Genomic DNA, 21396 nt, shown 5'->3' on the forward strand with positions numbered 1-21396 from the left:
CCGGTTCGGGTCCTCGCCGTTTTTAACGGAGGCGTCCGTGAACAAGCTTGCGCCCGTCATTTCGTGTTTGGTCATTTTTCTGCTGATGTCGCCGCCAAGTTACGCGGCTGATCTGGAAGGGCTCGTATCGTCTTTCAAGGACGGTGGCTACGTCCTCGTGTTTCGACACGGCGCCACCGACGACAGCCAGAAGGATGTCTACCCCTTCAAATTCGACGACATGACCGCGCAGCGGCAGCTGAGCGAAAAAGGCCGCGAGATGGCGCGGGAGATTGGGGCTGCGCTCAAGAAATTGGGTGTGCCGATGGGCGAAGTCTATGCGAGCCAGCTCAATCGGGCCGTCGAGACCGGCAAGCTGCTTGGCGGGAAGGACGTCTCTCCCGTGGACGCATTGACCGACAGCGGCGCGGGCAGTTCGTCCGCGATGGCCAACCCGGACGGCAAGAGCGCCAAGGCCGGCCGTGGCGTGCGCGATCTGGTGAACGCGCCTCCCAAGGCCGGGCTCAATAATCTGGCGGTGACGCACAAGACCAACGTCGCCGACGCCTTCGGCAAGGAATTTGCCGATATCCGCGAAGGCGAGGCGCTCGTCTACAAGACCAGCGACTCGGGCCCGGCCGTCCTTGTCGCGCGCGTGCAGCCTGGCGAATGGATCGCACTGGCGGGCAGCTAGCCATAGCGTTTTCGAGCGAAGTCGGCACCGGTTCGCGCAGCAATCAAGCTTGCGCAGATTGCGTAGACTTATCTGCGGTAGAAAACGCGTCAAAACAAGAATCTAGAGCTGCGGTTCTGACCGCAGCTCCAGATTTGGTTTTGCCACGAAGGAACTTCGACCCGCCCACAGGTTTGTAGTTCCGGTGGAAGAGGGTGTTGCGGAGACGGGCCGCATGAAATTTCTCAGAGCCGCCGGCGCGCTGATCGCCTCAGCCGCTGTTTTCGCCGGAAGTGCGACGGCCCGTGATGATGGCCGCTACGCCAACTCCCCACTCAAGTCCTGGTTCGACAGCCTCAGAAGCGCGAAGGGGCTATGCTGCTCGGATGCCGACGGCTCCGTCGTTTCCGACGTCGATTGGGACTCGAAGGACGGTCATTATCGCGTTCGGCTCGACGGCCAGTGGATCGACGTGCCCGACGATGCCGTCATTACCGTGCCAAATCGCGCCGGCCGGACCATGGTCTGGCCTGTAAAAGGGGCAACCGGGATTTCGATCCGCTGCTTCCTGCCCGGCAGTATGATCTAGCAACGGTCTTATCTCGATCTTGAGCAGCGGAATCAGGCCGCCGTCGGGAGGATTTGCAGCCGGACGCGCCGACACACGGCGTAACCATACGTCACTGGACAGCGTTGATACGTCGCGCTAACCACCCGAAAACGCGTGATATTCGCGTCCAATCGATGGGCTGGGCTGCTTGATGGGTACGATCGATCCAACCGCGCGGGTTGAGGATGGCGCTGTGATCGGCGAGGGGACGACAATCGGTCCCTATTGCATCATCGGGCCCAACGTCGTTATCGGCGAGAACTGCAAACTGATCGCGCATGTGCACGTTACCGCGCAGACCACGATCGGGGCCGGTTGCACGATCTATCCGTTCGTCTCGCTCGGTACCCCGCCGCAATCGCTGACTTACAAGGGCGAACTGACCCGGCTCGAGATCGGTGCGGGCTGTACCATCCGCGAATCCACCACCATGAACGCCGGTACGGTTGCCGGCGGCGGCGTGACGCGGGTCGGCGAGCGCGGCTACTTCATGAATTGCAGCCATGTCGGGCATGATTGCCAGGTCGGCAATGACGCGATTTTTGCAACCTCGGCCACGCTCGGCGGTCACTGCGAGATCGGCGATTTCGTCTTCATCGGCGGGCTGTCGGCGGTGCACCAGTTCACGCGGATCGGACCGCAGGTGATGGTCGGCGGCGTCTGCGGCGTGCGCGGCGACATCATTCCATTCGGGCTTGCCAACGGTCAGTATGCGAGCCTCGAAGGTTTGAACATCATCGGCATGAAGCGCCGCAAATTCACCAAGGAACGGCTGACGACGGTGCGCGCGTTCTACCAAAAGCTGTTTCACGGTCCCGGCATCTTTGCCGAGCGGCTGAATGCGGTGCAGCCGCTCGCCGCAGAGGATCCGGCGATCGCCGAAATCCTCAGCTTCATCGCGCAAGGCAAGCATCGCGCGCTCTGCCTTCCCGCCGACGACGGCAACAAGTAGTGATGACGGGATCGCCGCAGCCATGATTTCAGCGGCTTCTGACATTTCATCGCCCGTCGGCGTCATCGCAGGCGGCGGCGCCATGCCGTTCGCGGTGGCGGAGTCGCTTAGCCGGCGGGGGATCGCGCCGGTGCTGTTCGCGCTCCGCGGCGCCTGTGATCCTGATCGCGTCGAGCGCTTCCGCCATCACTGGATCTCCGTCGGGCAACTCGGCCGCGCCACAAAACTGTTCCGCAGCGAGGGCTGCCGCGACCTGATCTTCATCGGTACGCTGCTGCGTCCGGCGCTGTCGGAAATCCGGCTGGACTGGGGAACGATCCGCGTCCTTGGCCGCGTCTGGGCCGCGTTTCGCGGCGGTGACGATCATCTGTTGTCGGGGATCGGCCGCATCCTCGAACAGGACGGCTTTCGGATGGTCGGGATCAGGGATATCGCCCCCGACATTCTGATGCCGGAGGGAAGCATTGCCCGCGCCACGCCCGATTCTGCCGCCGCTGCTGACATCGCCAAGGGGCGGGAGGTGCTCGGCGCGCTTGGGCCCTTCGACATTGGCCAGGCCGTGGTCGTGATCGACGGACATGTTGTTGCGGTCGAGGACATCGAGGGCACCGACGGGCTGTTGGCGCGCGTGGCGCGGCTGCGCGAGGCGGGACGTATTCGCGCCAAATCCGGCCGTGGCGTGCTGGTGAAGGCGCCCAAGAGCAGCCAGGATTTGCGCTTCGACCTGCCGACCGTGGGCGCTAAAACCATCGAGGGCGCAGCCCGGGCCGGGCTTGCCGGCATCGCCGTGATCGCCGGCCATACGATTGCCGCGGAGGCGCAAGCCATGATCGAGGCCGCTGACAGCGCCGGCCTGTTCATCCAGGGCTTATCAGCGTGACGCCGTCTCGCGACACCGCCGGGATGGAGCGGAGGGTTTTTCTGATCGCGACGGAAGAGTCCGGCGATCGCCTCGGCGCCAATTTGATGAAGGTGCTGCGCCAGCGCCTTGGCGACGCGGTGCAGTTCGAAGGCATCGGCGGCCGCGCGATGGCGCGCGAAGGCCTGGAGTCGTTGTTTCCGATCGAGGAGCTCTCGATCATCGGGCTTGCCGCCGTCGTCAAGGATCTGCCGAAGATCCTCGGGCTGATCAAGGAAACGGCGATCGCGGTGACGGAAGCGGCGCCGGATATTCTCGTCATCATCGACAGCCCGGACTTCACCCACCGCGTCGCCAAACGCGTTCGCGCCAAGAATCCCGGGATTCCGATCGTCGACTATGTGTCGCCCTCGGTCTGGGCGTGGCGGCCAGGGCGGGCGCGCGCGATGCTGAAATATGTCGATCACGTGCTGGCGCTGCTGCCGTTCGAGCCCGAGGCCTATCGCAGGCTGCATGGGCCGCCCTGCAGCTATGTCGGCCATCCCCTGACCGAGCAGTTGTCATCGCTGCGCCCGAACGCCGACGAAGCCGCGCGGCGGGCGGAATCGCCGCCGGTGTTGCTGGTGCTGCCGGGAAGCCGGCGCAGCGAAATCCGCCACCACATGGCGGTGTTCGGCCAGGCGGTGGCGCGGCTGCAGGAGCAGGGCGTGGCGTTCGAACTGGTGCTGCCGACCATGCCGCATCTGCAGGAAGCGGTCGTGGAGGCGGTGAAGACCTGGCCGGTGCAGCCCCAGGTCGTGATCGGCGAGCAGGAGAAGCGGGCCAAATTCCGGATCGCGCACGCGGCGCTGGCCAAATCCGGCACCGTGACGCTCGAACTGGCTTTGGCCGGGGTGCCGATGGTGACGGCCTACCGGACCGGCACCGTGGAGGCCTGGATCCTGCGCCGCGCCATCAAGGTAAACTCGGTGATATTGGCCAATCTCGTGATCGGCGAGAACGTCGTCCCCGAATTCCTGCAGGAAGATTGCACGCCGGAAAAGCTCGCAGCCGCGCTGCGCGACGTGCTCGGCGACAGCGACCTGCGTCGAAGGCAATTGGAGGCGTTCGGCAAGATCGACGGGATCCTCTCGACCGGCAACCAGCTGCCCAGCGCGCGTGCCGCCGATATCGTGCTGGCGACGATGTGGCAGGCGCGGCGGGGGTAGGATGGGTGGGCCTACGCAGGCTCCTGTTACTTGCCGAATGGAGGAAATCTCCGGGCGCAATTGTCGATGATGCCATCATGAACGGCGCGCGTGTCGCGATACTGCGGAGCTATATTGGCGCGTGTCGTGGCCACGCAGTTCTTGTACTGCGGATTCATCCGATTCAAAAAATCAAGACTTCCAGCTGCCGCCTGCGGAGCTGAGCTGACCAGCGAGCCGCTTCCGATGATAGCTGCGAAAGCGAAGAGAGCGATGCGTGAGGTTTTCATGTCCGTTGTCCCGGTCCGCGTGGCTGCACCATGCAGCTCAGGAGAAAGAGAATGACCGGGGCGTACGGACATGTACGTGATGGGTGTCACGCGTCGAGTAGGTTGGAATTACGGTTTAGTGAATTTAATTCGATTCACAGTTTGGGCCACGCTTCCGCACAGGCAGTTTCCAGCAAGCATGGCGCCTCCCGCTCAAACAAAAATCCCGCCCAGGATATCATCCTCGGGCGGGCGCCGGGCCCCAGAGGGTGACGCCCGGATATCCAGCTTACATTTTTCTCATCGGCGGCATACTCTGAACCGTCCAGACGGAGCCGGTGATTGTCCAGGGGATTGGCGTCTTGCGCTATCACTTCCAGGACTTTGTATTCGACACCGACCGGCGCGAATTGCGTCGCGGGGTGGAGGTGGTCTCCATTGCGCCACAGGTCTTCGACCTCCTCGATTACCTGATCCGCAACAGGGAGCGCGTCGTCAGCAAGGACGACCTGATCAACGCGATCTGGAAGGGGCGGAGCGTGTCGGATGCAGCGCTGACGACGCGCCTGAACGCCGTCCGGACTGCAATCGGCGATTCCGGGGAGGGCCAACGCCTGATCAAGACGTTGCCACGGAAGGGATTCCGCTTCGTCGGACACGTGCAGGAAGCCGAGAATCCTGCCGATGAAGCAGCTGCCAACGGTCTCGTTCAATCGCCGAAACAGGCGTTGGCGCTCCCCGATAAACCCTCGATTGCGGTGCTGCCCTTCCAAAACATGTCGGGCGACCAGGAACAGGATTATTTCGCTGACGGGATGTCGGAGAACATCATCACCGCATTGTCGCGGTTCAGGTCGCTGTTCGTCATAGCCCGCAATTCGAGCTTCACCTATAAGGGCAAGGCGGTCGACATCAAGCAGGTCGGCCGCGAACTGGGCGTACGCTATGTGGTCGAAGGCAGCGTGCGCAAGGCAGGCCGCCGCGTGCGCATTACGGGACAGTTGATCGAAGCGGCAACCAACGTCCACTTGTGGGCAGACCAGTTCGACGGCGAGCTTGACGACATATTCGCGCTGCAGGATCGCGTCACCGAACGCATCGCGGTAACCGTGGATATGCGGCTCCAATTTGAGCAAGCTCTTCTCTCGCAACGAAAGCCGACGGACAAGCTCGATGCCTATGACTACGTCCTGCGGGCCAACGCAGTGTGGCGGCATGGCGATCGGGAAGCAAACGAGGAAGCGCTGCGCCTCGCATATAAGGCGATTGAGCTCGATCCTCATTATGGTGGCGCCTATGCGCGCGCTGCTCTCTGCATAAACGCAAAGAAGCACCCTCACTGGATGATCGATCCTCAGCAAGAAACAGCCGAGGCCATGAGGTTGGCCCGGCTTGCAGTCACCTTCGGAAGTGATGACGAGGTCGCGCTTGCAGCGGGTGCGTTGGTTCTGGGCTTTCTGGGCGGTGAACTGGATGCCGCGGCGTCGTTGGCAGACCAGGCAGTTGAGCTCAATCCGAATTCCGCGTTCGCATGGAGCGTCAGTGGTTGGGTAAGACTCTACATGGGGCACCACGATGTCGCGGTCGAACATCAGAATCGGGCCCTGCGGCTCAGTCCGCGCGATCCCAACCGGCGGATCATGATTTCAATGGTCGGCACCGCGAATTTCTTCCTGGGCCGGTTCGAGACGGCGGAGCGGCTCGCAAGCGAGGCGGTGCAGCTTACAAATGGCCATTTGGGTACGCTGCGTCTTCTTGCTTGTTCCCTGGCCCTCCAAGGCAAGCTCGATCAAGCCGGATCTGTAGCTCGCAGAATCCTCAGCCTTGATCCAACATTTCGACTGTCGGGCGTAGGCGAACTCGCACCATTCCGCCGACAGGAGGATGTCGCTCGTCTCGTTGAGGGGCTACGGCTCGCGGGAATTCCCGAATGATCGGCCGCGTCGCGTGCGGTCTCGGTTCCCTCAAACGAAAGCGGCGCCATCTTGCGATGACGCCGCTTCCAAGGCCTTGAGGCCGGGACTTACTTCCGCTTGTCCATCGCGACGTAATCGCGGCGGGCGACGCCGGTGTAGAGCTGGCGCGGGCGGCCGATCTTCTGCTGCGGATCCTCGATCATCTCGCTCCACTGGCTGATCCAGCCGACGGTGCGGGCGACCGCGAACAGCACGGTGAACATCGAGGTCGGGAAGCCCATCGCCTTCAGCGTGATGCCCGAATAGAAGTCGACGTTCGGGTAGAGCTTGCGGTCGATGAAGTACTGGTCGGAGAGCGCGATCTTTTCCAATTCGAGCGCGACCTTCAGCATCGGGTCGTCGCCATGGCCGGTCTCGGCCAGCACGGCGTGACACATCTTCTGCATGATCTTGGCGCGCGGATCGTAGTTCTTGTAGACGCGGTGGCCAAAGCCCATCAGGCGGACTTCTGAGTTCTTGTCCTTCACCTTGGCGATGAACTCGGGAATGTTGTCGACCGAACCGATCTCGGCGAGCATCGCAAGCGCGGCTTCGTTGGCGCCGCCATGCGCCGGGCCCCACAGGCAGGCGATGCCGGCGGCGATACAGGCGAACGGGTTGGCGCCGGAAGAGCCGGCGATACGCACCGTCGAGGTCGAGGCGTTCTGCTCGTGGTCGGCGTGCAGGATGAAGATCTTGTCGAGCGCGTCAGCCAGCACCGGATTGATCTTGTAGTCCTCGCACGGCACCGCAAAGCACATGTGCAGGAAGTTCTCGGCAAAGGAGAGCGAGTTCTTCGGATACATGAAGGGCTGGCCGACGGTGTATTTGAAGGCCATCGCGGCCAGCGTCGGCACCTTCGCGATCATGCGCATCGAAGCGATCATGCGCTGCTTCGGATCGTTGATGTCGGTGCTATCGTGATAGAACGCGGCGAGCGCGCCGACGGCGGCGACCATGATCGCCATCGGATGGGCGTCGCGGCGGAAACCCTGGAAGAAGCGGGCCATCTGCTCGTGAACCATGGTGTGATGGATCACGCGGTAGTCGAAATCTTTCTTCTGCGCCGGGGTCGGAAGTTCCCCGTAAAGCAGCAGGTAGCAGGTCTCGAGGAAGTCGCCCTTCTCGGCGAGCTGTTCGATCGGGTAGCCGCGGTATTCCAGAATGCCGGCGTCACCGTCGATATAGGTGATCTTCGACTGGCAGCTGCCGGTCGAGGTGAAGCCGGGGTCGTAGGTGAACATCCCGGCCTGGGCGTAGAGCTTGGCGATGTCGATGACATCGGGCCCCACCGTGCCGCTGAGGATCGGGAAATCGTAGGTCTTGTTACCTACCGTGAGCGTAGCAGTCTTGTTGCTGGATTTTGCGTCCATCGTGAATCCCCGATGAAATCGTTACGAAAAACCGCGCCGACCCTGGTGCCATTTTGCGGCAGCAGCAAGGGAAGCCGGGTTGTCTAGAAGCGGCGCCAAAGGCGTAGCTTATTGCAATGTGCACTGCAAGATGGCCGCGGTCCCCATATGGTAGGGGCTCAGCCGGCCGCCTGATCGCCTAGCCGGGCCAGGCATTCTTCCCGCCCCAGCACCGCCAAAACATCGAAAATACCCGGCGAAGTCGTGCGTCCGGTCAGCGCCACCCGGAGTGGCTGGGCGACGCCGCCGAGCTTGAGGTTGTTCTGCTCTGCGAAATTCCGCATGGCGGCTTCCGCGGCCTCGGCGCTCCAATCGGTGACGGCCTCGAGCGCGGTCCGGAGTTGGCCGATCAGGATGCGGGTCTCCGGCGTCAGCAGGGCGGCGGCCTTCGGCTCGAGCTCGAGCGGACGGTCGGCAAAGATGAAGTAGGCGCCCGATATCAGCTCGATCAGGGTCTTGGCGCGCTCCTTCAGGCTCGGCATGGCACGAAGGAGTTGGCCGCGCGTCTTGTCGTTGAGTTTCGCCTTCAGTTCGGCGCCTTCGGGGACGTAATCCAGCACGCTCTCGAACTGGGACACCAGCTCGCGGTCGTCGGCGTTTCGGATGTAGTGGCCGTTGAGGTTCTCCAGTTTGGCGAAATCGAACCGCGCCGCGGAGCGCCCGATGGCGGGCAGATCGAAGGCGTCGATCATTTCCTGCGTCGAGAAGATTTCCTGGTCGCCATGGCTCCAGCCGAGCCGGACCAGATAATTGCGCAGCGCTGCCGGCAGGTAGCCCATGGCGCGGTAGGCCTCGACCCCGAGCGCGCCATGGCGCTTCGACAGTTTCGCGCCGTCCGGTCCATGGATCAGCGGGATATGGGACATGTTCGGGATGTCCCAGCCGAGTGCGTCATAGATCTGCTTCTGGCGCGCGGCGTTGATTAGATGGTCGTCGCCGCGAATGACGTGGGTGACGCCCATGTCATGGTCGTCGACCACTACCGCCAGCATGTAGGTCGGGTTGCCATCGCCGCGCATCAGTACGAGGTCGTCGAGGTTCTCGTTCTGCCAGACCACGCGGCCCTGAACCTGGTCCTCGATCACGGTCTCGCCGGTCTGCTGTGCCTTGAGGCGGATGGTCGGCTTCATGCCCTCAGGCGCCTCTGCCGGATCGCGGTCCCGCCACAGCCCGTCATAGAGGCGGGTGCGGCCCTCGGCGCGCGCCTTCTCGCGCATCGCGGTCAGCTCCTCCGCGGTGGCGTAGCACCGGTAGGCCTTGCCGCTGGCCAGCAATTGCTCGGCGACTTCGCGATGGCGCGCGGCGCGGCTGAACTGATAGATGACCTCGCCGTCCCAATCGAGCTCCAGCCACTTCAGCCCGTCGAGAATGGCCGCAATGGCCGGCTCGGTCGAGCGCTCGCGATCGGTGTCCTCGATCCGCAGCAGCATCTTGCCGCCGGTCTTCTTGGCGTAGAGCCAGTTGAACAGGGCGGTCCGGGCGCCTCCGATATGGAGGAAGCCGGTGGGCGAGGGGGCGAAGCGTGTGACGACGGAAGAGGTGTTCATTGACCGCGCGGGATAAGGAAAGGTGGTTGATGGGCGACCGTGTATCATAGGGCCGGGAGATTGTGCCAATGCTAATCCAGGTCGTTCATAGCCATCCGCTGACGGACAGCTTTAACCACGCCTTGTTCCGGATCATCGTAGATCAGCTGCAAGACCGGCATCAGGTCATAGCTACCGATCTTTACCGGGAGCGCTTTTCGCCCGTTATGACCGAGGCGGAGCGCCGAAGCTATTATCAGCCTGCCTACGCCGAGGACGAGGTGGCGCATTTGGTTGGGCAATTGCGGCAGGCCGACGGCATCATTTTCTGCTTTCCACACTGGTGGTTCTCGATGCCGGCCATGCTGAAGGGCTATTTCGACCGGGTCTGGGCGCCGGGAACGGCCTTTAAGCATGATTTGGATGGCGGACGCATCGAGCCCCTGCTAACCAACATCAAGCTTTTCGGCGTGGTGACGACCTATGGCTCGCCCTGGTGGCTCCCCCGCATCGTGATGCAGGACCCCGGCCGCAAGGTGCTGTTCCGCGCCTTGAAGCCCATGTGCGGGCCCGGGGTTCGATCATTCTATCTGGCGCATTATGATATGGATCGATCGACGCCGGCCTCACGGCAAGCGTTTGCGGAGCGCGTGCGTACAAAAATCGCCGGGCTCTGACGGCGATTGCGGACGGCTCGCCGCGGCGAGAATGAAAGACGTAAGGAATTAGGATGACCACAGAACCGACAACGGCCGAAGCAGGGCGCGATTTCATCCGCGACATCGTGCAGGCCGACCTCGACTCCAAGAAACACAGCGGGATCGTGACCCGATTCCCGCCGGAGCCGAACGGGTACCTGCACATCGGCCATGCCAAGTCGATTGCGCTGAATTTCGGCATCGCGCAGGAATTCGCCGGCAAGTGCCATCTGCGCTTCGACGACACCAACCCGACCAAGGAAGAGCAGGAATATATCGATTCCATTCAGGCCGACGTGCACTGGCTCGGCTACGACTGGGGAACCGATCTCTATTACGCCTCTGACTATTTCGACCGCCTGTACGACTGGGCCGAGGGCCTGATCAAGTCCGGCAACGCCTATGTCGACGACCAGTCGCAGGAAGAAATCCGCATCAACCGCGGCACGCTGACGGAGCCCGGCAAGAACTCGCCGTTCCGCGACCGCCCAATGGAGGAAAATCTCGACCTCTTCAGGCGCATGAAGGCGGGCGAATTCCCGAACGGCACGCGCGTGCTGCGCGCGAAAATCGACATGGCCGCCGGCAACATCAACCTGCGCGACCCCGTGCTCTACCGCATCCTGCATGCCGAGCATCCGCGCACCGGCACCAAATGGTCGATCTATCCGAGCTACGACTATGCCCACGGCCAGTCGGACGCCATCGAAGGCATCACGCATTCGATCTGCACGCTGGAATTCGAGGACCACCGGCCGCTCTACGAATGGCTGCTGGAAAAACTGCCGGTGCCGTCAAAGCCGCGCCAGTACGAATTCGCCCGGCTGAACCTGACCTACACACTGCTCTCGAAGCGCGTGCTGACGCAGCTCGTCCGCGACGGCCACGTTTCCGGCTGGGACGATCCGCGCATGCCGACGATTGCCGGTCTGAAGCGGCGCGGCGTGCCGCCGGCCGCGGTGCGCGAATTCGTCAAGCGTATCGGCGTGGCAAAGGCCAACAGCGTGGTCGATGTCGGCATGCTGGAGTTCTGCATTCGCGAGCACCTCAACAAATCGGCGCAGCGGCGGATGGCGGTGTTGCGGCCGCTGAAGGTCGTGATCGAGAACTATCCGGAAGGCCAGGTCGAGGAGTTAGAGGCCGTCAACCATCCCGACGATCCTTCGTTGGGCACGCGAAAAATTTCGTTCGGCCGCGAGCTCTATATCGAGCGCGACGATTTTATGGAGAACCCGCCGAAGAAATTCTTTCGCCTGTCGCCGGGCAACGAAGTGCGGCTGCGCTATGCCTATTTCGTCAAGTGCACCGGCGTGATCAAGAACGACGCCGGCGAAGTCGTCGAACTGCGCTGCACCTACGATCCCGCGACCAAGGGCGGCAACGCGCCCGACGGACGCAAGGTCAAGGCCACCATGCACTGGCTGTCAGCCGCGCAGTCCATGCCGGCGGAAATCTGCGTCTACAACCAGCTGTTCTCGAACCCCAGTCCCAGTGCCGCGAATTTCGCCGCCGACCTCAGTCCGGAGTCGCTGGAAATCCTGCCCGACGCACGGATCGAGCCATCGGTCGCATCGGATAATTCGGGCGAGGTGATGCAGTTCGAACGGCAGGGCTATTTCGTGCGCGACAGGGATTCTGCGCCGGGCAAGCCGGTGTTCAACCGCACCATCGGCCTGCGCGACACCTTTGCGAAGGAAGTCGGCGGGAAGGGGTGAAGGGTGTAGGGTGGGCAAAGGCGCGCTTGCGCCGTGCCCACCATCAAGCAACGTGCTCGTGATGGTGGGCACGCTACGCTTTGCCCACCCTACGGCTCCTGCGATTTCGGATTGGATCATCGATGCAAAGCGCCACCGACGACATCGTCTCGGGCATCATGGGCCGATGGGCTGCAGCGTTCAGCAAACTGGATGCCAAGGCACTCGCATCGCTCTATTCAAAGAATGCGTTCTTCTTCGGCTCGAACCCGAATTTTTACCGCGGTAATGACGGCGTGCAGGCCTATTTCGAAGGGCTGCCGCGATGGCAGTCGCCATCCGTTCAATTCACCGATGTCAGGACCGCGCAGGCAGCCGCCGACCTGATCAACGTCGCAGGCACCGCATCCTTTGCTGTCGAGAAGGATGCCGAGCCGCTGGTGGTGAAAATCACCTGGGTGATCGTTCGCGAAGACGGCGAGTGGAAGATCGTCAGCCACCACGTCTCGTCGAAGACGCCGCTGATCGCGCAATAGGCGAGCGCGGCGGGATTGGGCCTAGCAGCCCCGGCAAATGCCGCGCATGGATTTTGCGAGTTGGGCATCCTCCGGCCCCATCGGCTCATACGGCTTTGGCTGTGCGGCCTGTTGCGCTTCCGAGGCCTTCTGCCGGGCGGCACGCTCAGTTTCCTGGCGCTGATAGCACGCCTCCCGTTCGGCTCTCGCCTCGATGAAGCGGCATTGTTCGGCCGCTGCCAGTGCGGACGGCAGACCAGATATCGCCAGCGCAATCGAAATGCAGGCCGCAAGCTTCATGGGATGTCCGACCTTCGTCCGATTCCTGGGATGCTCCAGTGTAGCGCCAGGCGCTGTGCATTTCTTCAGGTTTCTGCATCCGTTCTGCTAGCGGCGTGAATACACCGTCCGGTAGTCTTGCGCTCTCCACGAGATCGTAAGGTGTAGCCGGCGTGGCGGAGCAGGGCGACATTTCGGGCCGGAAGCGGGGCTACGCCGGAACTTGGCCGCCGCGCTCCGCGGCGCCTATTGGCGGTCTTGCGCCATCGCGGCCCGCTTTCTGGCCGCCGATTGTCGAAGCCCTGCGGGCATGGGCCCGCGCGGAAGCCGGTGCAGGCCGCCTGCTGCCCTGGGTGCCGGTGGCGTTCGGCACCGGAATCGCTTTTTACTTTGCCGCCGATCACGAGCCGGTTCTGTCGGTGGCCGCCGTTGTGGCCATCGCGCTATGTGCGGTGGCGGTATTGCTGCGGCGGCAAAAATTCTTTCCCCTCGCGGTCATGATCGCAGCCGTTGCGGCGGGCTTTGCGATCGCGACCTGGAAGACCGCGCGGATCGCGCATGGCGTGCTGGCGCGGCCGATGTTTTCGGTGTCGCTGACGGGCTTTGTCGAAACCCGCGACATCCGCGAGCGCACCGACCGGTTTGTCCTGCGCGTCGTCACCATGGAGAGCGCGCGCGGGACGACAAAGCTCGAACGCGTGCGGCTGTCGGTGAAAAAGGGCACGGCGCCTGCGGTCGGCAGCTTCGTCGAGCTGAAGGCGCGGCTGCTGCCGCCGCTAATGCCGGTGCGGCCGGGCAGCTACGATTTCAGCCGCGACATGTTTTTTGCCGGCATCGGCGCCTCCGGCTTCGTGATGGGTGCGATCAAGGCCGTGGAGCCGCCGGCCACCGGTGGCGGGCTTCGCCTGCGCTATTCCGCGCTCATGCAGGGCTTGCGCGATACGATCGACGCGCGGATCAGGACCACGCTGGAGGGCGACAAGCGCGCGATTGCCACCGCGCTGTTGACCGGGCGGCGCGATGCGATCTCACAGCCGGTGAATGATGCGATGTTCATCTCGGGTCTCGGCCATGTGCTGTCGATCTCGGGGTACCACATGGCCGTCGTCGCCGGCGTCGTGTTCTTTGCGGTGCGGGCGCTGCTGGCACTGTTTCCCGCGCTCACCGTCGGCTACGCCATCAAGAAATGGTCGGCGGCGGCAGCCCTGGTCGCCGCCGCGTTCTATCTGCTGCTGTCGGGGGCGGAAGTGGCGACGCAGCGCTCGTTCTTCATGACAGCCGTGGTGCTGATCGCGGTCATGGTCGATCGCCGGGCGATCACGTTTCGCACGCTCGCGGTTGCGGCCCTGATCGTGCTGGCGGTGGCGCCGGAAGCGCTGGTGCATCCGAGTTTTCAGATGTCGTTTGCGGCGACGCTGGGCCTCGTTGCCCTGGTGCAGATCGGCTTGCCGCGCATGTTCGCGACGCCGGACCATAGCGCGACCGCCCGCGTGGCGCTGTGGGGCGGCCGCGAGATCGCGATGCTGCTGCTGGCCTCATTGGTGGCGGGGCTCGCCACCACGCCTTACGCGGCCTTTCATTTTCACCGGGTCACGCCCTTTGGCGTGCTGGCCAATCTGGCGGCGATGCGGGTCGTCTCCGCGGTCGTGATGCCGGCGGGCCTGCTCGGCCTCGTCGCGATGCCGTTCGGGTTCGATGGTGTGTTCTGGGCGATCATGGGCGTTGGCATCGACTGGATGATCGCGGTGACGCAATGGGTCGCGGCGCTGCCCGGCGCGGTCGGACGGGTGCCGGCGTTTGGCATCGGCCCGCTGATTGCGGCCAGCCTTGGCATCATTCTGCTCGGCCTGTTGCGTACGCCGCTGCGCTGGTCGGGCGCCGTGCTGGTGCTATCAGCGGCGCTGTGGGCGGCGAAGGTACCGCAGCCGGATATTCTGATTTCTGCCGATGGCCGCCATGTCGGCGTCCGCGGTGGGGATGGCCGACTGCATCTGATGCATGCCGCGAAGGGCTCCCGGGATGTCTTCCTGCTGAAGGAGTGGCTGGCGGCGGATGCCGACGCACGAACCGCGGCTGACGCGTCGCTCATTTCGGGCGTTTCATGCGACGATATTGGCTGCGTGATGCAATCCGCCGGCGGCGGCTTCGTCGCGCAGGCGTTCAAGCCCGAGGCGCTTTCGGACGATTGCGAGCGCGCGGCGCTCATCGTGACACTGCGGCAGGCGCCGGCTTCATGCGCGGCTTCCGTCATCGACGCCGACCGGCTGCGGCGGCAGGGCGCGATGGCGCTGCGGCGAGGCCGTGACGGATTTGTCGTCGAGGCGGCCAAACCCAAGGGGATCGACCGCCCGTGGTCGCCGGCCGCAGCCTACGAGAGCGAGGCCGACGCCACCATGCTGGCGCCGCGCGTCGTGCCGCCGCGCGCCGTCGACGCCACGCCGGCCGAGGCCGATCTTCAGGCGGAGGAATAGACGAAACATAGCGTTTTCGAGCGAAGCATGCCCTCGGACTTGATCCGTGGGCTGGAAGCCGGTTCGCGTGGAGAAAACGCGCCAAAGCAGAAAACTAGTGCTCGTCGAGCGGAGGACTTGAGGGACTGGCCGGTATTTCGAAGGCGCCGAGGTGGAATTCCTCCGGCGCGTCGGGGGACGCCGGCAAATTGACCAGTGTGAACGACGCCTCGGGGAATTGCTGCCAGATCGCGAGATCTTCGGCCGTGATAGTGAGCCAGCCGTACCGGAACATGTACCGTCCGGGCTCCGTGACGCGTCCGGCTCTCTGCCATGTAACCTTATTGACCACCGACTGCCCCTCGGCGCCGAGTTCTCGAAAACTATACCACCATGATCCGCCGGCTTGAACCGGCGGATCGCATGTGCGTCGCTTATCCGGTCACGATGAATTCGGCCGGCGGCGCTTCCGTCACCTTCGGTGTACGTTCGCCATCGGTCTGAACGACCGGCAATTGCAGCACGGTCGCGCGCTGGCCTTCGCAAAGCTGCGTCACCAGCACATGGCTTCCGTCCGGAAATTCGATCGCGTCATGGTGGCGATCGGCCACTTCGGGTTCGATCTGGTTGAACTTGCCGACGCGCCAGTCGGTGGTTCGCGTCCAGATCCAGCGGTTGTCGTATCTGACGTCCTCGGCGAACGCGAGTTCGGTGCCGGGAAGCATGCAGACCGCCACGGCTGGTTCGCGTTCCGACGCAAAGCCGCGGGTCGATGTCCCGCGGAATGTCGTGGAGATCAGCGTCTCGCCGACCTGGGCAGGCCGCGTCTTCACAGCATGCAGGCTATAGTCACACATCGGATGGCTCCCTCGTTTGAGATAGCTGACCCGTGTCTGGCAGGAGGCACAGGCCTCTATCAGAGTGGACTTGGCGCAGAGCGTTTTCTTGTTTCTGGGCATTTCTGCGACTGGCGCACTGCGTCTAAATCACAAACGCGCTAACTCAATTTGGGGTTCCAATCGCGCACAAAAAACCCCGGCCCAGGGCCGGGGCTGCCGTCGCAGGCATGTCCGCGAACCGGACGGTCAATATTTCCGGTACAGCCCGATCAGCTTGCCCTGAATCCGGACCCGGTTCGGCGGCAGGATGCGGACTTCGTAGGAGGCATTGGCCGGTTCAAGCGCAATCGAGGCGCCGCGGCGGCGGAAGCGTTTCAGCGTGGCTTCCTCCTCGTCGATCAGCGCCACCACGATGTCGCCGGTGTCGGCGGTTTCGTTGCGCTGGATCAGCGCCATGTCGCCGTCGAGAATGCCGGCGTCGACCATGGAATCGCCGCGCACTTCGAGCGCGTAATGTTCGCCGGAGCCGAGCATGTCAGGCGGCACGCTGATCGTGTGGCTGCGGGTCTGTAGCGCCTCGATCGGCGTACCGGCGGCGATCCGGCCCATCACGGGGACGGCGACCGGGCGATTGCCGTCGTCCTCGGCAGTCGGCACGCTCACCGAGCGCTTGCCGAGCGTGCCTTCGATGACGCTCGGCGTGAAGCCGCGGCGGCCGTTGCCGCCGCCGGCCCCGGCAAGCTCGGGCAGCTTGATGACTTCGATGGCGCGGGCGCGGTTGGGCAGGCGGCGGATGAAGCCGCGCTCCTCCAGCGCCGTAATGAGGCGGTGGATTCCGGATTTCGAACGCAGATCGAGCGCGTCCTTCATCTCGTCGAAGGAGGGCGGTACGCCGGCTTCTTTCAGCCGTTCGTTGATGAAACGCAGAAGTTCATACTGTTTGCGCGTAAGCATCGCGAGCAATCCCCCGGTTGGCGTCGTCTCTCGGTCTCGAATCGTCAGGGTCCATCGCGGGAGTCCCCAAAACCCCCAACCACAAACACTAGCAGTCGAAACAAATCATGAACGGACACTATATGTTCGATATGTGTTCCGCAACCACTTAATTTCAGGTGAACGCATTACGGCTTGGCCGCTCAGGGCGTCATTCCGGCAGCCGGAGCAGCTCGCAAGGCGAACCCTTGGCCGCTGCCGGCGCGAACGGCGGACGTATCACAAGTGCCCGTGCCGCAGCGAGATTCCCCAATAGGGACGAGTCCTGGTGGGTCACCGGCACCGCGACCAGCGTGCCGTCTTCGCGCGCTTCGAGGCGTGCCCGAAGATAGTCTTCGCGCTGGTCGTTGGCGGCGAGATCGCGACCCAGCAGGGCGCTTTCTCTGACGTGATGGATGCTGTCGCGGCCCGATAGCGCGCGAATCAACGGCACCAGAAACAGGAAGCCGCAGACATAGGAGGAGACGGGATTGCCGGGCAGGCCGATCACCCGCATCGCCCCCAGCCTGCCGTGCATCATCGGCTTGCCCGGCCGCATCGCTATGCGCCAGAACGCCATGGCCGTGCCCTCGGCCTCCAGCGACCGCTTGACGAGGTCATGGTCGCCGACCGAGGCCCCGCCCATGGTGATCAGGATATCTGCTTCAAGCTCGCGCGCACGGCGGATGCCTTGCGCGGTGGCGGCAACCGTGTCGGCGGCGATTCCGAGATCGACGACCTCGGCGCCCTCGGCGCGCGCCAGCGCTCGGATTCCATAGCCGTTGGAATAGACGATCTGGCCTGGGCCGGGGGTCGATCCCGGCATCACAAGCTCGTCGCCGGTCGCGAGCACTGCGACTTTCGGACGGCGGTGCACCGCAAGCTCCGGATAGTTCATGCCGGCGGCGAGCGACAAATCGCGGTCGGTGAGGCGGCGTCCGCGCGTCAGCAAGACGTCGCCCGCGCGGAAATCGACGCCGGCGGCGCGAATATGCCGCCCGGGAACGGCAGCTTCCGTGATGGTGAGGCAATCGCCGTCGGTCGCCGTATCTTCCTGGATAATGACGGCGTCGGCGCCGTCAGGGATCACGCCGCCGGTGAAGATCCGCACCGCTTCGCCGGCGCCCACCTTGCGCTCGAACGGGCGGCCGGCGGCGACCTCGCCGATCACCTTCAGCCGCGCGGAGAGATCGGCGGCATCCGCCGCGCGCACTGCATAGCCGTCCATCGCCGACATCGCCTGCGGCGGCTGCGTCCGCCGTGCCGCGACGTCGCGCGCGAGGATGCGATGATGCGCGGCATCGAGTGCGGCGACTTCTTCGGGCAGCGGTTCTGCGCCGGCAAGGATTGCGGCAAGCGCATCGGCGACAGGCATCAAGGCCACGGGCAGACCTCCTAGACTTCGAGTGCGGTCAGTGCCCTTGCCACGTCATCCATCGATGTCACGTGGATGGCACAAAGGCCGCGCGCCCGCGCACCTTCGATATTGGCGGCCAAGTCGTCGAAGAACAGGATCCGCGACGCCGGCACCCCGATCGCTTTTACCACATGATCATAGGCTTCCGCGTCGGGTTTGCGCAAACCGATGCTGGAGGAGAAGAATATCTCGCGGAAATGGCTGAGAACGCCGGCATAGGCTGACGAGAAATGCGCGACATGAGCCGGGTTGGTGTTGGAAAAGGCATAGAGCGGCAGGCGTTGTGCCGCGCCGGCCAGCAGCGGCGCAATTCCCGGCATCTCGCCGGTGAAGATCGCGTTCCAGCCTTCCAGGAACTGCGCGTCGGTGAGGCCGATGCCGAGGGAGGCTCTCAGGCTTTCGAAAAACATGGCGTCGCTGATCTCGCCGCGCTCGTGACGATGCCAGGCCTCGTCGGGCGAGAACTTGCTGACGAGATCGCCTGGCTCGCAGCCGGCGTGGTTGGCCCAGCTCGCCACTACCTTGTTGAAGTCGATATCGAGCACGACGCGGCCGATATCGAACAGCAGCACGTCGGCGGAGTGGGGCAGGATCGGCGAATTCATGACAGTCGTTTACAAAACCGGGAGAGCCCGGGCAACAGCAGGGAACGGACTTCCGCCCAATCTGGCGCTTAAGCCCGTGCGCAAGCTGTGCTAAGGCTTGGGCCGATTTCAGGGAGTAGTCGCATGAAAGTCGTGGGCAGAATCTTGAGCGCCGTCGCCGTGATCGCGTTATTGGCTGGACCTGCTGCAGCCCAAAAAGGTCCTGCCAAATATGGCGAGGAGGACACGCCCAAGACGGCGACCGAAAAAGCCGCCGAAAAGGAAGCCGAAAAGGCCTACCACCGCTCGCTCGGCAATATTCCGGAGCAGAAGAGCACCGACCCCTGGGGAACGATGCGCGGCGACAGCACGCCGCCGAAAGCGGCGGCCAAGGCGCCACAGGCCAAGCCGAAGGCCAAATCCGCCGAGGGCGCCGCAAAGTAAAAGTAGAAGACACTTTCCGGCGCCATGCCGGGACAATGTGTCCGGATGCGAGGAAACTTCAGATGACGGAAACGCTGCTGTTTTCGCCGATGACGATCCGCGGCGTGACGCTGAAGAACCGCATCGTGGTGCCGCCGATGCATCAATATTCGGCCGAGAAGGGCTTTCCGACCGACTGGCACCTGATGAACGCCGGCAAGTTCGCCGCCGGCGGCGCCGGCCTCGTGGTCGTGGAATCCACCAAGGTCGAGCGGCGCGGCTGCGGCACGGTCGGCGATCTCGGCATCTGGGATGATGCCTTTGTCGAGCCGCTCGGCCGCCTCGTCAAATTCATCAAACAGCAGAATTCAGTCGCCGGCATTCAGCTCGGCCATTCCGGCCGCAAGGCGCGCGCGAGCCGGCCCTGGGAGGGCGACCGCCCGCTGCAGCGGACATCAGACATCGAGGACTGGGACGCGTGGCAGCCGGTGGCCCCGAGCCCGCTTCCCCATAGCGAGAAATGGCCGGTTCCGAAGGCGCTGGAGCGGGGCCAGGTGAAAGACCTGGTGCAGGCCTGGGGCAACGCGGCGCGGCGCGCGCATGAAGCTGGTTTCGACGTGCTGGAGCTGCACGGCGCGCACGGCTATCTCGTCCATCAGTTCCTGTCGGAGCGCTCCAACGCGCGCAGCGACGAATATGGCGGCTCCGAAGCCAATCGCATGCGTTTCATCACCGAAATCACCGAAGCCGTGCGCGCGCATTGGCCGGACCACAAGCCGCTGTTCGTCCGCCTCTCGGTCGAGGACAATGCCGGATGGGGACCGGAGCAGAGCGCCCGGCTGGCAAAAATCCTCAAAGCGAAGGGCGTCGACGTCATCGACTGCTCCTCCGGCGGCATCACCGAGATGGCGCCGATCCTGGGCAAGGAAATAAAGTACAGCTATCAGGTGCCGCTGTCGGAATATGTCCGCCGCCAGGCCGACATCATGACGATGGCGGTCGGCCTCATCATCCATGGCGACCAGGCCGAGCAGATCCTGCGCGATGGGCAGGCCGATCTGATCGCGGTGGGGCGGGAAATCCTCAACAATCCCAATTGGCCGATGGACGCCGCGCTCAAGCTCGGCGTGGAGGGGGCATTCCGCAACGTTCCGCCGCAATTCGGCTACTGGCTGGGCACCCGCGCCAAGCGTGGCTTCGGAACCCCGCCCTCGACCTGGCAAAATGGGCTGCAGAGGGCCGATTAGGCGACCGAACCCGTAGCCCGCATGAGCCAACGGGTCGCGCGAAACGCGTGCCCGACGACGAGCGCAATTGCGCTCGCGCAGCGATGGCTCCGCGATATGCGGGTGTCAGAGGAAATGAGAGAATCCCGGATGTCGCTCGGCCAAGCCGGGCTACGTGTAGATCCGCTTCTCGAAGAACACACTGCTCGCAATGGATTGCGTTGCCATCATTGCGTAGGCGCCGAACGCCGGACACTCCCGGAATCCCATCCGCACATAGAGCCGCATCGCCGCGATCTGCCGGTCTCCCGTCTCCAGACGCAACATGGAGATCCCGGCACGACGGACCTCCGCTTCGATGCGAACCAGGATCGCGTCTGCAACTCCCTGTCCCCGTGCGGTGTGCCGCACGTACATGCGCTTGACCTCCGCGAAATCGGGAAAGAGGCAGACGCCGCCGCAGCCCACAGCCGCTCCGCGTAATCTTGCGAGGAAGAATCGAACGTGCGGTTGAAAGATCGTATCAAGCGTCAATCCATGCCGCTGCTCGGGCGAATACTCCGTGGAGAGCGCGGCATCCAACTCACCGACGAGTGAGCGCACCTCGTCGGTCGCGGTCAGCACAGGTTCGATCTGCACTTCGTCGCCATCGCCCATGGTTGCTCCCCCTCGAACCCCGCGGAATCTGGCTCCGCCCATCCTACATTGTACTCGACAGGAAACTCAGCAAATTGTCGTCCAGTCCCCAGTGAGAAAATGTTCCTGTTTTCAGGGTCTCAGATCATTTTGGAGCCGATAAGGCCTCCTGCGGGCCGTAGTGGTCCGGGTCGGCGTGCCTTGATCCGACCAAAAAGCCATTGTGAGTTGGTGGCGCCGG

The 21396-nt window shown here is 63.6% G+C and carries 22 protein-coding genes; 12 read left to right on the top strand and 10 right to left on the bottom strand.

What is annotated here, in order from left to right; all coding sequences use genetic code 11:
• Positions 1-37: 37 nt before the first annotated feature.
• The 5 genes from ACVWVY_RS26320 to lpxB all read left to right on the top strand — a co-directional run bounded on the left by ACVWVY_RS26320 (position 38) and on the right by lpxB (position 4281).
• Positions 38-673 carry a histidine phosphatase family protein gene (locus ACVWVY_RS26320; RefSeq protein WP_456629092.1) on the top strand — a complete coding sequence of 212 codons (636 nt, stop codon included), beginning with the start codon at positions 38-40 and terminating at the stop codon, positions 671-673.
• A 214-nt stretch (positions 674-887) separates the two neighbouring features.
• Positions 888-1241, top strand: a complete 354-nt coding sequence (locus tag ACVWVY_RS26325; protein WP_456629093.1) for a hypothetical protein — start codon at positions 888-890, stop codon at positions 1239-1241.
• Positions 1242-1413: 172 nt separating this feature from the next.
• Positions 1414-2214 (top strand): acyl-ACP--UDP-N-acetylglucosamine O-acyltransferase, encoded by an 801-nt coding sequence (gene lpxA / locus ACVWVY_RS26330; RefSeq protein WP_456629094.1) that lies wholly within the window; start codon positions 1414-1416, stop codon positions 2212-2214.
• A 22-nt stretch (positions 2215-2236) separates the two neighbouring features.
• The gene (locus ACVWVY_RS26335) at positions 2237-3094 is read left to right on the top strand and encodes an LpxI family protein (protein WP_456629095.1); all 858 of its coding nucleotides are present in this window, start codon (positions 2237-2239) and stop codon (positions 3092-3094) included.
• A gap of 23 nt (positions 3095-3117) precedes the next feature.
• Positions 3118-4281 (top strand): lipid-A-disaccharide synthase, encoded by a 1164-nt coding sequence (lpxB, locus tag ACVWVY_RS26340; protein ID WP_456632312.1) that lies wholly within the window; start codon positions 3118-3120, stop codon positions 4279-4281.
• A gap of 26 nt (positions 4282-4307) precedes the next feature.
• Here lpxB and ACVWVY_RS26345 read toward each other — a convergent pair whose 3' ends face one another.
• On the bottom strand, positions 4308-4550 hold the full coding sequence (locus ACVWVY_RS26345; RefSeq protein WP_456629096.1) for a hypothetical protein: 243 nt from the start codon (positions 4548-4550) through the stop codon (positions 4308-4310).
• A gap of 341 nt (positions 4551-4891) precedes the next feature.
• Between ACVWVY_RS26345 and ACVWVY_RS26350 the strand changes: the two genes are divergently transcribed.
• The gene (locus ACVWVY_RS26350; protein WP_456629097.1) at positions 4892-6463 is read left to right on the top strand and encodes a winged helix-turn-helix domain-containing tetratricopeptide repeat protein; all 1572 of its coding nucleotides are present in this window, start codon (positions 4892-4894) and stop codon (positions 6461-6463) included.
• Between the two features lie 89 nt (positions 6464-6552).
• Here ACVWVY_RS26350 and gltA read toward each other — a convergent pair whose 3' ends face one another.
• Positions 6553-7857, bottom strand: a complete 1305-nt coding sequence (gene gltA / locus ACVWVY_RS26355; RefSeq protein WP_456629098.1) for a citrate synthase — start codon at positions 7855-7857, stop codon at positions 6553-6555.
• Between the two features lie 158 nt (positions 7858-8015).
• Positions 8016-9443 carry a glutamate--tRNA ligase gene (gltX, locus tag ACVWVY_RS26360; RefSeq protein WP_456629099.1) on the bottom strand — a complete coding sequence of 476 codons (1428 nt, stop codon included), beginning with the start codon at positions 9441-9443 and terminating at the stop codon, positions 8016-8018.
• A 68-nt stretch (positions 9444-9511) separates the two neighbouring features.
• On the opposite strand from gltX, the gene ACVWVY_RS26365 reads away from it, so the two are divergent.
• From ACVWVY_RS26365 to ACVWVY_RS26375, 3 genes are all read left to right on the top strand, one after another.
• Positions 9512-10099, top strand: a complete 588-nt coding sequence (locus ACVWVY_RS26365) for an NAD(P)H-dependent oxidoreductase (RefSeq protein WP_456629100.1) — start codon at positions 9512-9514, stop codon at positions 10097-10099.
• A gap of 53 nt (positions 10100-10152) precedes the next feature.
• Positions 10153-11835, top strand: a complete 1683-nt coding sequence (locus ACVWVY_RS26370) for a glutamine--tRNA ligase/YqeY domain fusion protein (RefSeq protein WP_456629101.1) — start codon at positions 10153-10155, stop codon at positions 11833-11835.
• A 122-nt stretch (positions 11836-11957) separates the two neighbouring features.
• The gene (locus ACVWVY_RS26375) at positions 11958-12350 is read left to right on the top strand and encodes an SgcJ/EcaC family oxidoreductase (protein ID WP_456629102.1); all 393 of its coding nucleotides are present in this window, start codon (positions 11958-11960) and stop codon (positions 12348-12350) included.
• A 21-nt stretch (positions 12351-12371) separates the two neighbouring features.
• Here the strand turns inward: ACVWVY_RS26375 and ACVWVY_RS26380 are convergent, their stop codons facing one another.
• A complete protein-coding gene (locus ACVWVY_RS26380; RefSeq protein WP_456629103.1) occupies positions 12372-12629 on the bottom strand; it encodes a hypothetical protein in 258 nt (85 codons plus the stop codon).
• 152 nt (positions 12630-12781) lie between these two features.
• On the opposite strand from ACVWVY_RS26380, the gene ACVWVY_RS26385 reads away from it, so the two are divergent.
• Positions 12782-15079 carry a ComEC/Rec2 family competence protein gene (locus ACVWVY_RS26385; protein ID WP_456629104.1) on the top strand — a complete coding sequence of 766 codons (2298 nt, stop codon included), beginning with the start codon at positions 12782-12784 and terminating at the stop codon, positions 15077-15079.
• A 94-nt stretch (positions 15080-15173) separates the two neighbouring features.
• Here ACVWVY_RS26385 and ACVWVY_RS26390 read toward each other — a convergent pair whose 3' ends face one another.
• From ACVWVY_RS26390 to ACVWVY_RS26410, 5 genes are all read right to left on the bottom strand, one after another.
• Positions 15174-15353 (bottom strand): hypothetical protein, encoded by a 180-nt coding sequence (locus ACVWVY_RS26390; protein ID WP_456629105.1) that lies wholly within the window; start codon positions 15351-15353, stop codon positions 15174-15176.
• Positions 15354-15492: 139 nt separating this feature from the next.
• A complete protein-coding gene (locus ACVWVY_RS26395) occupies positions 15493-15915 on the bottom strand; it encodes a hypothetical protein (protein WP_456629106.1) in 423 nt (140 codons plus the stop codon).
• Positions 15916-16143: 228 nt separating this feature from the next.
• Positions 16144-16851: a transcriptional repressor LexA gene (lexA, locus tag ACVWVY_RS26400; protein ID WP_456629107.1), complete on the bottom strand. Its 708-nt coding sequence runs from the start codon at positions 16849-16851 to the stop codon at positions 16144-16146.
• Positions 16852-17041: 190 nt separating this feature from the next.
• Complete coding sequence (locus ACVWVY_RS26405; protein ID WP_456629108.1) at positions 17042-18253, bottom strand: molybdopterin molybdotransferase MoeA; 1212 nt, start codon at positions 18251-18253, stop codon at positions 17042-17044.
• Between the two features lie 11 nt (positions 18254-18264).
• A complete protein-coding gene (locus ACVWVY_RS26410; RefSeq protein WP_456629109.1) occupies positions 18265-18891 on the bottom strand; it encodes an HAD family hydrolase in 627 nt (208 codons plus the stop codon).
• A gap of 123 nt (positions 18892-19014) precedes the next feature.
• Between ACVWVY_RS26410 and ACVWVY_RS26415 the strand changes: the two genes are divergently transcribed.
• Together ACVWVY_RS26415 and ACVWVY_RS26420 are read left to right on the top strand one after the other, a co-directional pair.
• Positions 19015-19314 (top strand): hypothetical protein, encoded by a 300-nt coding sequence (locus ACVWVY_RS26415; RefSeq protein ID WP_456629110.1) that lies wholly within the window; start codon positions 19015-19017, stop codon positions 19312-19314.
• A 62-nt stretch (positions 19315-19376) separates the two neighbouring features.
• The gene (locus ACVWVY_RS26420) at positions 19377-20540 is read left to right on the top strand and encodes an NADH:flavin oxidoreductase/NADH oxidase (RefSeq protein ID WP_456629111.1); all 1164 of its coding nucleotides are present in this window, start codon (positions 19377-19379) and stop codon (positions 20538-20540) included.
• 150 nt (positions 20541-20690) lie between these two features.
• Here ACVWVY_RS26420 and ACVWVY_RS26425 read toward each other — a convergent pair whose 3' ends face one another.
• A complete protein-coding gene (locus ACVWVY_RS26425) occupies positions 20691-21176 on the bottom strand; it encodes a GNAT family N-acetyltransferase (protein ID WP_456629112.1) in 486 nt (161 codons plus the stop codon).
• Between the last annotated feature and the right edge of the window lie 220 nt (positions 21177-21396).

Source organism: Bradyrhizobium sp. URHC0002 (genome assembly GCF_054059515.1).

Coding starts and splice junctions, on each gene's coding strand:
- ACVWVY_RS26325 (WP_456629093.1), top strand. CDS start 888: ATGAAATTTCTCAGAGCCGCCGGCGCGCTGATCGCCTCAGCCGCTGTT.
- lpxA (WP_456629094.1), top strand. CDS start 1,414: ATGGGTACGATCGATCCAACCGCGCGGGTTGAGGATGGCGCTGTGATC.
- ACVWVY_RS26335 (WP_456629095.1), top strand. CDS start 2,237: ATGATTTCAGCGGCTTCTGACATTTCATCGCCCGTCGGCGTCATCGCA.
- lpxB (WP_456632312.1), top strand. CDS start 3,118: ATGGAGCGGAGGGTTTTTCTGATCGCGACGGAAGAGTCCGGCGATCGC.
- ACVWVY_RS26345 (WP_456629096.1), bottom strand. CDS start 4,550: ATGAAAACCTCACGCATCGCTCTCTTCGCTTTCGCAGCTATCATCGGA.
- gltA (WP_456629098.1), bottom strand. CDS start 7,857: ATGGACGCAAAATCCAGCAACAAGACTGCTACGCTCACGGTAGGTAAC.
- gltX (WP_456629099.1), bottom strand. CDS start 9,443: ATGAACACCTCTTCCGTCGTCACACGCTTCGCCCCCTCGCCCACCGGC.
- ACVWVY_RS26365 (WP_456629100.1), top strand. CDS start 9,512: ATGCTAATCCAGGTCGTTCATAGCCATCCGCTGACGGACAGCTTTAAC.
- ACVWVY_RS26370 (WP_456629101.1), top strand. CDS start 10,153: ATGACCACAGAACCGACAACGGCCGAAGCAGGGCGCGATTTCATCCGC.
- ACVWVY_RS26375 (WP_456629102.1), top strand. CDS start 11,958: ATGCAAAGCGCCACCGACGACATCGTCTCGGGCATCATGGGCCGATGG.
- ACVWVY_RS26380 (WP_456629103.1), bottom strand. CDS start 12,629: ATGAAGCTTGCGGCCTGCATTTCGATTGCGCTGGCGATATCTGGTCTG.
- ACVWVY_RS26390 (WP_456629105.1), bottom strand. CDS start 15,353: ATGTTCCGGTACGGCTGGCTCACTATCACGGCCGAAGATCTCGCGATC.
- ACVWVY_RS26395 (WP_456629106.1), bottom strand. CDS start 15,915: ATGTGTGACTATAGCCTGCATGCTGTGAAGACGCGGCCTGCCCAGGTC.
- lexA (WP_456629107.1), bottom strand. CDS start 16,851: ATGCTTACGCGCAAACAGTATGAACTTCTGCGTTTCATCAACGAACGG.
- ACVWVY_RS26410 (WP_456629109.1), bottom strand. CDS start 18,891: ATGAATTCGCCGATCCTGCCCCACTCCGCCGACGTGCTGCTGTTCGAT.
- ACVWVY_RS26415 (WP_456629110.1), top strand. CDS start 19,015: ATGAAAGTCGTGGGCAGAATCTTGAGCGCCGTCGCCGTGATCGCGTTA.
- ACVWVY_RS26420 (WP_456629111.1), top strand. CDS start 19,377: ATGACGGAAACGCTGCTGTTTTCGCCGATGACGATCCGCGGCGTGACG.
- ACVWVY_RS26425 (WP_456629112.1), bottom strand. CDS start 21,176: ATGGGCGATGGCGACGAAGTGCAGATCGAACCTGTGCTGACCGCGACC.